Origin of the sequence: Aerosticca soli (genome assembly GCF_003967035.1) — a bacterium.
Classification (GTDB): Bacteria; Pseudomonadota; Gammaproteobacteria; order Xanthomonadales; family Rhodanobacteraceae; genus Aerosticca; species Aerosticca soli.
The window spans coordinates 1,415,615-1,428,784 of record NZ_AP018560.1; the positions used below are offsets into that span (position 1 = coordinate 1,415,615).

At 69.3% G+C, this 13,170-nt stretch carries 11 protein-coding genes; 8 read left to right on the top strand and 3 right to left on the bottom strand.

All coding sequences use genetic code 11. The features are described from left to right. Positions 1–51 precede the first annotated feature (51 nt). The 4 genes from ALSL_RS06635 to lysS all read left to right on the top strand — a co-directional run bounded on the left by ALSL_RS06635 (position 52) and on the right by lysS (position 5,325). The gene (locus ALSL_RS06635) at positions 52–420 is read left to right on the top strand and encodes a SpoIIAA family protein (protein WP_126537611.1); all 369 of its coding nucleotides are present in this window, start codon (positions 52–54) and stop codon (positions 418–420) included. 277 nt (positions 421–697) lie between these two features. Continuing rightward, positions 698–2,380, top strand: a complete 1,683-nt coding sequence (gene asnB / locus ALSL_RS06640) for an asparagine synthase B (RefSeq protein WP_126537613.1) — start codon at positions 698–700, stop codon at positions 2,378–2,380. A 144-nt stretch (positions 2,381–2,524) separates the two neighbouring features. Continuing rightward, positions 2,525–3,650, top strand: a protein-coding gene (gene prfB, locus ALSL_RS06645; RefSeq protein WP_126537615.1) for a peptide chain release factor 2 whose coding sequence is annotated in 2 segments (ribosomal slippage) — positions 2,525–2,599 and positions 2,601–3,650 — 1,125 coding nt in all. Because the reading frame shifts where the segments join, the coding sequence is not laid out codon by codon here. Positions 3,651–3,780: 130 nt separating this feature from the next. Next, entirely contained in the window at positions 3,781–5,325 is a 1,545-nt protein-coding gene (gene lysS / locus ALSL_RS06650) for a lysine--tRNA ligase (RefSeq protein WP_126537618.1), read from the top strand. Positions 5,326–5,350: 25 nt separating this feature from the next. Here the strand turns inward: lysS and ALSL_RS06655 are convergent, their stop codons facing one another. Continuing rightward, a complete protein-coding gene (locus tag ALSL_RS06655) occupies positions 5,351–5,836 on the bottom strand; it encodes a PaaI family thioesterase (RefSeq protein WP_231700311.1) in 486 nt (161 codons plus the stop codon). Positions 5,837–5,957: 121 nt separating this feature from the next. On the opposite strand from ALSL_RS06655, the gene ALSL_RS06660 reads away from it, so the two are divergent. The 4 genes from ALSL_RS06660 (at position 5,958) to zipA (ending at position 11,101) form a co-directional block, all read left to right on the top strand. Beyond that, on the top strand, positions 5,958–6,257 hold the full coding sequence (locus ALSL_RS06660; RefSeq protein WP_126537622.1) for a YciI family protein: 300 nt from the start codon (positions 5,958–5,960) through the stop codon (positions 6,255–6,257). Continuing rightward, a complete protein-coding gene (locus tag ALSL_RS06665; protein WP_126537624.1) occupies positions 6,254–6,514 on the top strand; it encodes a BolA family protein in 261 nt (86 codons plus the stop codon). The genes ALSL_RS06660 and ALSL_RS06665 overlap by 4 nt, the downstream gene beginning before the upstream one ends. A gap of 105 nt (positions 6,515–6,619) precedes the next feature. After that, entirely contained in the window at positions 6,620–10,123 is a 3,504-nt protein-coding gene (gene smc, locus ALSL_RS06670; protein ID WP_126537626.1) for a chromosome segregation protein SMC, read from the top strand. A 9-nt stretch (positions 10,124–10,132) separates the two neighbouring features. Further along, entirely contained in the window at positions 10,133–11,101 is a 969-nt protein-coding gene (gene zipA, locus ALSL_RS06675) for a cell division protein ZipA (RefSeq protein WP_126537628.1), read from the top strand. Positions 11,102–11,107: 6 nt separating this feature from the next. Here zipA and ALSL_RS06680 read toward each other — a convergent pair whose 3' ends face one another. Next, positions 11,108–11,986 carry a ribose-phosphate diphosphokinase gene (locus ALSL_RS06680; RefSeq protein WP_126537630.1) on the bottom strand — a complete coding sequence of 293 codons (879 nt, stop codon included), beginning with the start codon at positions 11,984–11,986 and terminating at the stop codon, positions 11,108–11,110. Positions 11,987–12,029: 43 nt separating this feature from the next. Next, the gene (locus ALSL_RS06685; RefSeq protein ID WP_126537632.1) at positions 12,030–13,019 is read right to left on the bottom strand and encodes a zinc-dependent alcohol dehydrogenase family protein; all 990 of its coding nucleotides are present in this window, start codon (positions 13,017–13,019) and stop codon (positions 12,030–12,032) included. Between the last annotated feature and the right edge of the window lie 151 nt (positions 13,020–13,170).

The window sequence follows — 13,170 nt, forward strand, 5'->3', positions numbered from 1 at the left end:
ACGGCCGCTCCGTTTGGATGGGCGACTTACCTCTCCCACGGAACCATCGTCATGATCGAACAGATGAGCGACCTGCCGGCCGGCGCGCTCGGTTTCCGCGCCCACGGCCAGGTCACCGCCGACGACTTCAAGAACGTCATCATGCCCGACATCGAGGCGGCCTTTGCGCTCTATCCCAAGCTGCGCGTCCTGTTCGAACTCGGCCCGGACTTCACCGGCTTCGACCCGGGGGCGGTATGGGACGAGATCAACCTGCGCGTACGCCACATCAGCGGACTGGAACGACTGGCCGTGGTCACCGACATCGGCTGGCTGCGGCCGGTGGCGCGCCTGATCGACCTGGCGCTGCCCGGCGAGGTGCGCGTCTTTCCCCATGCCGAGCTCGACCAGGCCCGCCGCTGGGTCTGCGAGGGTCTTTGAAAAATCACGCTTGCATCGACGCGGCGATTCTGCTTTAGTCCAAAGCCATGTCCCCATCCGTTGCCCGCCTTACTCATCTCGCCGTCGTCGACGGCGGCGTGCGCGTGCGCAATGGCAACAACGGCCTCAATAACGGCAATCGCCGAAGGCGGGCCTGCGCGTAGACATCATCGGCAAACTGCAACCTGATGAATCTTCCGAAGGCCCGCCTCGAACCCGAGGCGGGCCTTCGCGTTTCCAGCACCCTCTACTTAACTCACCGGCAGGCAAATCTTCCATGTGTTCGATCCTGGGCATCTTCGACCTCGCCCCTGGCGATGATCTTTCCGCCCTGCGCCGGCTGGCGCTGGAGCTCTCGCAGCGTCAGCGTCATCGCGGCCCGGACTGGAGCGGCGTCTACGTCGACGATGGCGCCATCCTGGTCCATGAGCGCCTGGCCATCGTCGATCCGGCCAGCGGCGCGCAACCCTTGCTGTCGCGCGACGGCACGCTCGCGCTGGCGGTGAATGGCGAGATCTACAACCACCGTGAGCTGCGCGCGGCCAGCGCCTACGACTTCACCACCGGCTCGGACTGCGAGGTGATCAACGCGCTCTATCGCGAGCTCGGCCCGGAACGCTTCGCTGCCGAGGGCGTCGGTCGGCTCAACGGCATCTTCGCCTTCGCGCTGTGGGATGCCGCCACGCGGCGCTACCTGATCGCGCGCGACCCGATCGGCGTGTGTCCGCTGTACTGGGGCCACGACAGCGTGGGCCGGCTGTGCGTGGCTTCGGAAATGAAGTCGCTGGTCGGGGTGTGCGCGGACGTGGCGCCGTTCCCGCCCGGCCACGTCTACGACAGCGCCAGCGGCACGCTGCATCGTTATTACGACAAGCCCTGGCGCGACTACGCCGCCACCCGCGGCAGGCAGGTCGCGCCCGCCGAGCTGCGCCGGGCCTTCGAGCAGGCGGTGCATCGCCAGTTGATGACCGACGTGCCCTACGGCGTGTTGCTCTCCGGCGGGCTGGATTCCTCGCTGGTCGCCGCCTGCGCGGCCAAGTTCGCCCGCGAACGGGTCGAGGACGACGATCGCAGCGAAGCGTGGTGGCCGCGCCTGCATTCCTTCGCCATCGGCCTGGAAGGCTCGCCCGACCTCGCCGCCGCGCAGGTGGCCGCCGACGCGCTCGGCACCGTGCACCACGGCTTCGTCTACACCTTCGCCGAAGGGCTGGACGCGCTGCCGGAGGTGATCCGTCACATCGAAAGCTACGACGTCACCACCGTGCGCGCCTCCACGCCGATGTACCTGCTCGCACGGCGCATCAAGGCGATGGGCGTGAAGATGGTGCTCTCGGGCGAGGGTTCTGATGAGATCTTCGGCGGCTACCTCTACTTCCACAAGGCGCCGTCGCCGGAAGCCTTCCACGAGGAAACCGTGCGCAAGCTCGATGCGCTGCACAGCTATGACTGCCTGCGCGCCAACAAGGCGATGATGGCCTGGGGCGTGGAGGCGCGCGTGCCGTTCCTCGACCTCGACTTCCTCGACGTGGCGATGGGCATGGACGCACGCTACAAGATGGCCGGCAACGGACGCATCGAGAAGGCCGTGCTGCGCGAAGCCTTCGACGGCGCGTTGCCGGATACGATCCTGTGGCGGCAGAAGGAACAGTTCAGCGACGGCGTCGGCTACGGCTGGATCGACGGGCTCAAGGCGCACGCCGAAGCCGCCGTGAGCGACCGCGAGTTCGCCGCCGCTGCGGCGCGCTTTCCGTACAACACGCCGGCCACCAAAGAGGCGTACCTGTACCGCGCGATCTTCGAGCGCTTCTTCCCCGGCGAGGCCTGCGCGGCCACGGTGCCGGGCGGCAAGTCGATCGCCTGCTCCTCGCCCGCGGCGCTGGCCTGGGATCCGGCCTTCGCCGCCATGGCCGATCCGTCCGGGCGCGCCGTGCGTGGCGTGCATGCGCAGGCGCTGGCCTGAGCGTCCTGGCCGCAGCACCCCTATCCGGCCTTGTCCAAGATGGCGCCAAGGCCGGATGCTTGTGCGGCGACGGTGGCATGGGAGACGGCGACGACCAGCCGCTCTGCTAACATGCATAGTTCTTTTTCCCAATGTTCGACATCCATGATCGAGACCAATCCGATCCTTGCGCAGATCGCGGACCTCAAGGCCCGCGTCGAGTCGCTTAGGGGGTATCTTTGACTATCCGGCCCGACGCGAACGGCTGGAAGAAGTAACCCGCGAGCTGGAAAACCCCGCCGTCTGGGACGATCCCAAGCGTGCCCAGGAACTGGGCCGCGAACGCGCCAGACTCGAGCACATCGTCGGCGGCATCGACCGCATCAGCGCCGGGCTGGCCGATGCCGGCGAGCTGCTCGAGCTGGCCGCCGATGAAGGGGATGAATCCTCGCTCAAGTCCATCGCCGACGACGTCGCCCGGCTCTCCGGCGAGGTCGAGCGGCTGGAATTCAACCGCATGTTCTCGGGCCCGATGGACGCGGCCAACGCCTTCGTCGACATCCAGGCCGGCGCCGGCGGTACCGAGGCGCAGGACTGGGCCGAGATGCTGCTGCGCATGTACCTGCGCTGGTGCGAATCGCGCGGTTGGAAGACCGAGCTCATGGAAGTGAGTCCGGGCGAGGTGGCCGGAATCAAGTCGGCCACGTTCCGCGTCGAGGGCGATCATGCCTACGGCTGGCTCAAGACCGAGACCGGCGTGCACCGGCTGGTGCGCAAGAGTCCCTTCGATTCGGACAACCGCCGCCACACCAGCTTCAGCAGCGTGTTCGTCTCGCCGGAAGTGGACGACGACATCGACATCGAGATCAACCCGGCCGACCTCAAGACCGATGTCTACCGCTCCTCCGGCGCGGGTGGCCAGCACGTCAACAAGACCGAGTCGGCGGTGCGCATCACCCACGTGCCGAGCGGCATCGTGGTCGCCTGCCAGACCGAGCGTTCCCAGCACGCCAACCGCGACCGGGCGATGAAAATGCTCAAGGCGCGGCTCTATGAGCTCGAGCTGCAGAAGCGCAACGCCGAGAAGGCGGCGCTGGAGGCTTCCAAGTCCGACATCGGCTGGGGCAGCCAGATCCGCAACTACGTACTCGACCAGAGCCGCATCAAGGACCTGCGCACCGGCATCGAACGCACCGATACGCAAAAGGTGCTCGACGGTGACCTCGATGCCTTCGTCGAAGCCAGCCTGAAGTCCGGACTCGACGCCGGCGCCAAGCGCGCCGACGCCTGACCTCGGGAACGCCTGCCGTGAACTTGGCTGGAAGGAAACGGCAACGGCCGCGCCAGGGTCTGCAGGACGAGATCCGCGCCACCCGCACGCCACTTTTGGTCTTTGCAAGACAACATCATCGGAAACCCGCATGAGCCCTGAAAACGCCACGCCCGCGCAGCCCGTCACCGAGTCCACGATGCAGGACGAGAACAAGCTGATCGCCGAGCGGCGCGAGAAACTCAAGGCGCTGCGCAGGCAGGGCGTGGCCTTCCCGAACGACTTTGCGATCGACAGCTTCGCCGGCGACCTGCAGGCCGAGTTCGCCGACCAGGCGACCTGGACGGCGCAGGCGCTGGAGACGGCGGCCCGCCGCGTGAAGGTGGCCGGCCGCCTCATGCTCAAGCGCGTGCAGGGCAAGGTCAGCTTCGCGCAATTGCAGGACATGACCGGCCGCATCCAGCTGTTCATCCACCAGGGCACGGTGGGCGATGCGGCCTACGAGGACTTCAAGGGCTGGGACATCGGCGACATCGTCGGCGTGGAAGGCACGCTGATGCGCACCAAGACCGGTGAGCTGTCGGTGCGCGCCGAACGTTTGCGGCTGCTGACCAAGGCGCTGCGGCCGCTGCCGGACAAGTTCCACGGCCTTGCCGACGTCGAGCGGCGCTATCGCCAGCGCTACGTCGATCTCATCGTCACGCCCGAGGCCCGGCGCGTGTTCCTGCTGCGCTCGAAGATCATCGGCTTCATCCGCCAATGGCTGGAGGCGCCGCCGCGGCGCTTCATGGAGGTGGAGACGCCGATGATGCACGTCATCCCCGGCGGCGCCACCGCGCGGCCGTTCGTCACCCACCACAACGCGCTCGACATCGATCTCTACTTGCGTGTGGCGCCGGAGCTGTATCTGAAGCGCCTGGTGGTCGGCGGCTTCGAGCGGGTGTACGAGATCAACCGCAACTTCCGCAACGAGGGCGTGTCGACCCGGCACAACCCCGAGTTCACCATGCTCGAGCTCTACCAGGCCTATGCCACCTATCGCGAGATCATGGACCTCACCGAGGCGATGATCCGCGAGACCGCCCGCCACGTGCTCGGCACCACGCAGGTGGTCTGGGAGGGCGCGACCATCGACCTCGGCGCGCCGTTCAAGCGCTGGTCGATGGAGGAGGCCGTGCTGGAGCACAACCCCGCCATCCGGCGCGAGGCACTGCGCGACCGGCAATCGCTCGCCGCACATGCGCAAGGGCTCGGCATCGCGGTCAAGGAGGACTACGGCTGGGGCCGGCTGCTGCTCGAGATCTTCGAGGCGACGGTCGAACACACGCTGATCCAGCCCACCTTCATCACCGGCTACCCGGTCGAAGTCTCGCCGCTGGCCAGGGCCAGCGACGACGATCCGGGCCTCACCGACCGCTTCGAGCTCTTCATCGGCGGCAAGGAGATCGCCAATGGCTTTTCCGAGCTCAACGACCCGGAGGACCAGGCGGCGCGCTTCCATGCCCAGGTCGCGGCCAAGACGGCCGGCGACGACGAGGCGATGCATTTCGACGCCGACTACATCCGCGCGCTGGAAGTGGGGTTGCCGCCGACCGGCGGGCTCGGCGTGGGCATCGACCGCCTGGTGATGCTGCTCACCGGCGTGTCCTCCATCCGCGACGTGCTGCTGTTTCCCTACATGCGCCCGGAAGCCTAAAGGAGGCCCGTGCGCCGCGCAGGGTTCAGCGGCCGTGCGCGGCGGCGGCCAGTCGCGCGGTGTCCACGCGCACGAACACCGAGTCGCCGCGCGCGGTCAGCACCTCGCCGGCGCGCACCTCGCAGAGCACCCGGCTCTTGCGTTCGACCGGCCCCTCGACCCAGGCCTTGAGCGAGAGCGGCACGCCCATCGGCGTGGGCTTCAGATATTCGACGCCGAGCCGGCCGGTGACGCAGTCGATGCGCGGCAGGCTGCCCGGCTCGCGCCCCTCGGCGCGGTAGTGGTAGGCCATCGCCGTCCAGTTGGAATGGCAGTCGACCAGCATGGCGATGAGCCCGCCGTACACCAATCCCGGCCAGCCGGTGAACTGCGGGTCCGGAGTATGCGTGGCGACGACGTGCACGCCATCCTCGTGCCAGTAGCTTTTGATGTGCAGGCCGTGCGGATGGGCGCTGCCGCAGCCGTAGCAGATGCCGTCCGGCGCGGCGAGGTCTTGCAGGGCGGTGGCCAAGGTGTTCGTCCTCTTTGAAAAAGCTCGAAAACACGCCGCCATTATGGCACCTGGGGCCATCTCGGTTCGCGGCATGGCGGCCGGCTATAATGATTATTCCTTTCCATTGCGAGCACGCGCCATGTGGTTTGCGATCATCGCCACGGAGCACCCGGATTCCCTCGCGGCCCGGCAGGCCGCGCGCCCTGCCCATATCGCCCGTGTGAAGGAGCTGCTCGATCAGGGGCGCTTGCTGCTGGGCGGCCCGTTCCCCGCGATCGAGGCGGAGGACCCCGGTCCGGCGGGCTTCACCGGCAGCCTGATCGTGGCCGAATTCCCGAGCCTGGCCGAGGCCGAGCGCTGGGCCGCGGAGGATCCCTTCGTCGCCGCCGGCGTGTACGCGAACATCACGGTCAAGCCGTTCCGCAAGACGCTGCCATGAGCGAGGCGGTGGCCGGCGAGATCCGCCGGCGTCTGGCCGTGGCGCTGACGCCGCAGACGCTCGAGGTGGTCGACGAAGGCCATCTGCATGCCGGACACGCGCATGCCGGCAAGGGGCACTACCGGGTCCGCATCGTCAGCGCCGCCTTTGCCGGCGTGCCGCCCCTGCGTCGCCACCGCATGGTCTATGCCGCGCTGGATGATCTGCTGGAGCAGGGCATCCATGCCTTGAGCATCGAGGCCCATCCGCCTGTCTAGCGATGCGGTTCGCATCGGGTGGCGGCCGCGCAGCGCGCCGCCGCCGTCGCCCTCTGACACAGGTTTTCCACGCCGCTTGCCGGGCCCCATGAGTCCCTTCCTGCCATGCGCCTGACCACGATCAAGCTCGCCGGTTTCAAGTCCTTCGTCGACCCGACCACACTGCACCTGCCGACCAACATGACCGGCGTGGTCGGGCCCAACGGTTGCGGCAAGTCCAACATCATCGACGCGATCCGCTGGGTGATGGGCGAGAGCGCGGCCAGCCGTCTGCGCGGCGACGCACTCACCGACGTCATCTTTTCAGGTTCCAGCGCGCGCAAGCCGGTGGGGCAGGCGACGGTGGAACTCATCTTCGACAATGCCGACGGCGCGATCCAGGGCGAATACGCCAAATACGCCGAAATCTCGGTCAAGCGTCAGGTCAGCCGCGACGGCCAGTCGGCGTATTTCTTGAACGGCACGCGCTGCCGCCGTCGCGACATCACCGACCTCTTTCTCGGCACGGGCCTCGGGCCGCGCAGCTATTCGATCATCGAGCAGGGCATGATCAGCCAGATCATCGAAGCCCACCCGGAGGAGTTGCGCACGCATCTGGAAGAAGCCGCCGGCATCTCCAAATACAAGGAGCGGCGCAAGGAGACGGAAAGCCGGATCAAGGCCACGCGCGAGAATCTCGAACGCGTCAAGGACGTGCGCGACGAGGTCGACAAGCAGCTGGAACACCTGAACCGCCAGGCGCGCGCGGCCGAGCGCTGGAAAGCGCTCAAGGAAGAACAATTGCGCAAGGAGGCGGAACTGCGCGCGCTGGAATACCGCGTCCTGCAGCGTCAACACGAAGCGGCGACGCAGGGCCTGACGGCGGCCGAGCTTCGCATCGAAGAACGCGTGGCCGCCCAGCGGCAGGTGGAGGCGGAACTCGAGGCGATGCGCGAACGCCACGTGCAGGCGAGCGATCAGCTCAACGCCGCGCAGGCCGAGGTCTACAAGGTCGGCGCCGAACTCGCCCGGATCGAGCAGCAGGCGCGTCACCATCGCGAGACCGCGGAGCGGCTGGAACGTGCCCAGGCCGAGGCCGAGCGCGAGCGGGCCGGGCTCCTCGCGCACATCGCGGACGACGAGGCGCGGCTGGAGAGCCTGCGCCGCGAACTGGCCGAGGGCGAGCCGCGGCTGGAAGCCCTCGCGCAACGCGAGGACGACACCGCGCAGGCCCAGCGCGAAGCCGAGGCGCGGCTCGCCGACTGGCAACAGCGCTGGGAAGCCCATACCCGCGCCGCCGGCGAGGCCAGCCGCGCCGCCGAGGTCGAGCGCACGCGGCTGGATTATCTGGACCGCCAGCTGCTGGATCTTTCCCGCCGTCGCGAGTCGTTGGCCGCCGAGCAGGAGGCCATCGATCTCGCCGCGCTGGATCAGGCCGCCGGACAGCTGCTCGAGGAACACGACGCCCAGCGCGCACGGGTCGAGCTCCTGGCCGAGCGGCTCGAGGCACACAAGCACGAGCTTGCCGGCGTGCAGGAGGCGGCGCGGGAGTGTCAGACGCGTCTTGACGAGGCGCGCCGGCAACTGGAAACCGCGAGCGGCCGGCTGGCTTCGCTCGAGGCCCTGCAGCACGCGGCCCTGGGCCAGGACGAAGGGGCGGCCAGCGCCTGGCTCGCCGCGCATGGTCTGGCGCATGCGCGGCGGCTCGGCGCGGCGCTCACCGTCGATGCCGAGTGGGAACGGGCGGTCGAGACCGTGCTGGCCGGCCTGCTCGACGGTGTGCTGGTCGATGATCTGGCCGGCCTGCTTGCCCCCTTGGCCGGACTGGACCAGGCCGACGTCAGCCTGTTTGCGGCGGCGCACGCCGCCACGTCCGCCCCGCCGGACACGCTTGCCGCCCACGTGCGCGGCCCGGCGGCGGCCATGGCCTTGCTCGCGCATGTCTTCACCGCGCCCGATCTGGCGCAGGCGCAGCAGCGTGCCAGCGCGCTTGCGCCCGGCCAGTCGGTGATCACCCCGGCCGGCGAATGGCTGGGGTACGGCTGGGCGCGGGTCCGGCGTGCCCAGGGCAATCGGCTCGGCGTGCTGGCCCGCGAGCGCGAGATCCGCGCCCTGCAGGCGCAGGTCGAGCAATGGCATGCCTTGATCGAGGATGCCGGCAGCCGGCTGGATGCCTTGCGCGTGCAGGCGGCGCAGGTCGAGCGGGCGCGCGACGAGGTCCAGCGCGAGCTCTACCAGGCCCATCGCCGCCAGTCCGAGCTGGCCGGCCAATGGCAGGGACAGCGCGGCAAGGTCGAGACCGCACGCGCGCGCGCCGCCCGCATCGCCGAGGAACTTTCCACCCTGCAGACGCAGGCCGAGGACTGGCAGGCCCAGGCGCGCGAGGCGCGCGCCCGGCTGGACACCTTCATCCAGCGCATGGGCGATCTCGAGGACGAGCGGCGCGAACTCGAAAACGAGCGCCGCCAACTACTCGAGATCCGCGAAGAGGCGCGCATGAACGCCCGCGAGGTCGCCGACCAGGCCCGTGCCCTGGCCCTGACGCTGGAGTCGCGCCGCACCGCGCTCGCCGCGCTGACGCAGTCGCTCGAACGCATGCAGGCGCAGCTGCGTCAGCTGGATGCCCGTCGCCAGGACTATGCCGAGCAACTCGCCGCCGGCACCGACCCGCTCGCCGAGCTGGACGCCCAGCGGCAGGCCTGTCTCGACCAGCGGCTGCTGGTCGATCGCCAGCTGGTCGAGGCCAGGCAGGCGCTCGAGACCTGCGATCAGGCCTTGCGCCGGCTCGAACAGCAACGCCATGCCGGTGAACAGGAACTCACCGCGCTGCGCGAGGGGCTGGCCGAGCAGCGGCTCGCGGCGCAGGCGCTGGCCATGCGCGCCGGCCAGCTCGCCGAGGCGATCCATGCCGCCGGTCTCGAGCCGCAGGCGCTGCTCGCCGACCTCGACGAAGACAGCGATCCGGCCCTCTGGCGCAGCCAGCTAGCCGAGCTGGCGCAGAAGATCGCCCGGCTCGAGCCGGTCAACCTGGCGGCGATCCAGGAGCATGCCGAGCAAAGCGAGCGCAAGACCTACCTCGATCATCAACTCGCCGACCTGGCCAGCGCGATGGAAACGCTGGAGGAGGCCATCCGCAAGATCGACCGCGAGACGCGCCAGCGCTTCAAGGAGACCTTCGACAAGGTCAACGCCGGCATCCAGGCACTCTTCCCGCGCCTGTTCGGCGGCGGCCACGCCTATCTCGAACTCACCGGTGACGACCTGCTCGATACTGGCGTGTCGATCATGGCGCGTCCGCCGGGCAAGCGGCCGTCCAATATCTCCCTGCTGTCCGGCGGCGAGAAGGCGCTCACCGCGGTGGCGCTGGTGTTTGCCATCTTCCAGCTCAACCCGGCGCCGTTCTGCCTGCTCGACGAGGTCGACGCACCGCTGGACGAGGCCAACGTCGGCCGCTTCTCGGCGATGGTGCGGGAGATGAGCGAAAAGGTGCAGTTCATCTTCGTCACCCACAACAAGGCCACCATGGAGGCCGCCAGCCAGCTCTGCGGCGTTACCATGCGCGAACCGGGCGTCTCGCGCCTGGTGCAGGTCGATCTCGCCGAAGCGGCCAAACTGGCCGGCGCCGCCTGAAGGACACCCATGACCGTCATGTCCCCGCTTGCCCTCGCCTGGAACCCCGCCGTCGGCGTGCCCATGCTCGTCGCCGGCATCATCGTGCTGGTGTTGATCTGGCTCTTCGGCCAGCCGCGCAACGCGCAAGGCCGCCGCCGCGTCCAGAACGACACGCCCGGCGAGCGTCGCGAGCCGAGCCTGGGCGGCAGCCTCGCCGACGATCCGGTGTTCGAGGATCTCGACCGCGATCGCGCGCCCACGGCCTCCGCCGCCGCACGCGATGCCGGCGGCGCCGGCCTGCGCGAGGAGCTGGAAAAACTCGGCGCCTCGCTCGCCGGACAGCGCACACCATCCCTGCTCGAACCGAGCAGCCAGGCCATCGTCGACGCCCTGCGTGCGCCGGCCGTCGCGCCACAGCCTGCTGCGGCGCCGTCGTCGCCATCACCGGCGCCGCAGGAAACGCCGACCCCGCCCGCCGCCGCCCGGCCCGCCCCGGCGCCCGAGCGTCCGCCCGCACGCTCGAGCGTGGGCCGGCGGCCGAGCGAATGGCCGGTCGAGCGCATCGTCACCCTGTTCGTGATGGCCCGCGACGGCCAGCGCTTCCAGGGCGCCGACCTGATCGTCGCGGCGGAAAAGGCCGGGCTCGAATTCGGCGACATGGCGATTTTCCATCGTCTGGTCGACGGCAAGCGCGAGCAGGGGCCGTTGTTCAGCGTGGCCAACATGCTCAAGCCGGGCAGCTTCGACCTGACCCGTCTGGAGAGCCTGAGCACGCCGGGGCTGAGCTTCTTCATGACCTTGCCGGGGCCGCTGCCGGCGCTGGACGCATGGGACGCCATGTTGCCCACCGCGCAGCGCATGGCCGAATTGCTCGACGGTCAGGTGCTGGACGACGAGCGCAATGCGCTTGGGCGCCAGCGCATCGCCCACATCCGCGACGAGCTTCGACTGTGGGACCGACACCACGAAGGACTGCCGATCACTTTCGGCCGTTGACGCCGGTCAGGCATCGAGCGCGGTGGCCAGCGCGCCGGCCAGCCGGATGCGGGCCGTGTGCTGGGCGATGCTGTCGGTGGTGACTACCCTCGCCACGTCGGCCGATCGCAGCAGATCGAGCGCGCCTTCGGCCAGCACGCCGTGCACGGCCACGCATATCGGCGTCGGCCAGCCGGCGGCACGCAGGGCGCGCGCCGCCTCGGCCATGGTGTGCCCGCTGGCGATGATGTCGTCCAGCAGCACCGGCGTGCGTCCGCGCCAGGCGGAGAGATCGGGCAGGGTGACCGTCACCGCGCGGTCGCCATGCCGGACCTTGCTGGCGACCGCCCCGGGCGCGTCGATCCGTGCGGCCACTTCATGCACCCACTGCGCGCTTTCGGCATCCGGTCCGAGGATGAGCGGGTGGGCGACGTGGGCCGCGATCCATGCCGCGAGGTCGGCGGCGACATGCACCACGCGCCCGCGCGACAACCCCGCCTCGGCCAGCGTGCGCAGACGATGCAAATGCGGGTCGACCGTCAGCACGGCATCGAAAAGGCCGTCGAGCAGGCGACCGAAGATCCCCGCGGCGACCGCCTCGCCGGGATGGAAACGCGCATCCTGCCGCAGATAGGCCAGATAGGGCGCGACGAGCACCACCCGTGCCGCGCCCAGCTCGCGCAGCGTCCCCGCGGCCAGCAGCAGGGGCAGCAGCTTTGGATCCGGCCGGTCCAGGGTGCAGACCAGCACGGCTTCCTCGCCCTTCTCGGGCGGCGTCACGGTGACGAGGCTTTCTTCGTCCGGGAAGCGGCGCACCTGGACCGTCGTCCACGGCCAGCCGCCGTGTCTGGCGAGGTCTTCGGCAAGCGCTTGGTTGCCGGGCAGGGCATGGATGCGCCGTTTCATGCCGTCGAACCCGGCACGCCCGGACGGGCACCGCGGACACGCATCAGGGCACCAGCACCGCCGCGCCTTCCAGCCGGCCGTGGCGCAGGTCGTCCAGTGCCTGATTGGCTTTTTCCAGCCGGTAACGCCGCACATGGGTGACCACGTGCGCCTGTGCGGCGAGCTGGAGGAAGGCATGGCCATCGGCGCGGGTCAGGTTGGCGACCGAGCGCAGTTGGCGTTCCTCCCACAGCCAGCGGTACGGAAACGACGGGATGTCGGACATGTGGATGCCGCCGCACACCACCTTGCCGCCCTTGCGTACCGCGCGCAGCGCCTGCGGCACCAGCGCGCCGACCGGCGCGAAGATCAGTGCCGCATCCAGCGGCTCGGGTGGCAGCACGGTCGAATCGCCAGCCCAGACCGCGCCCAGCGAGCGTGCGAAGGCCTGTGCCTCGACGTCACCGGGGCTGGTAAAGGCAAACACCCACCGACCCTGGTGCACGAGTACCTGGGCCAGGATGTGCGCCGCGGCGCCGAAGCCATACAGGCCGATGTTCCGGCCGTCGCCGGCCATGCTCAGCGTGCGGCCGCCGATCAGCCCCGCACACAGGAGCGGCGCGGCGGCGACGGCATCCGGATAAGGCTCGCGGGGCAGTGGCAGACAGAACGCGGCACGCGCCACCGCATGCGTGGCAAAGCCGCCATCGCGCGTGCAGCCGGTGAAGTCGGGCGCGTCGCAGAGATTTTCCTCGCCGCGACGGCAGTACTCGCACACCCCGCAGGCGCCGCCCAGCCAGGGAATGCCGACCCGATCGCCCAGCGCCGGCGAGCGCACGCCGTCACCCAGCGCATCGACCACCCCCACCACCTCATGCCCCGGCACCACCGGAAGCCGCGCCTGCGGCAACTCGCCGTCGACCAGATGCAGGTCGGTACGGCAGACACCGCAGGCCTCGACCCGGATGCGGATCTCGCCGGGACCGGGCTGTGGATCGGGGCGCTCATCCAGGACCAGGGGGCGGCCTGGGGCCTTCAACACCATCGCGCGCATGATCGTCGTTCCGGGCATCGCCACCGCCGGGCGGCGGGCGCTCGTCAAAGATGAAAAAGCAATATACACCGCTTATCCACAGCTATTCCCCAGAGTTGTTGTCTTAACCCCTGCGACTGGCCTGCGTATGCTGGCGTGACCGGCCGCGCGG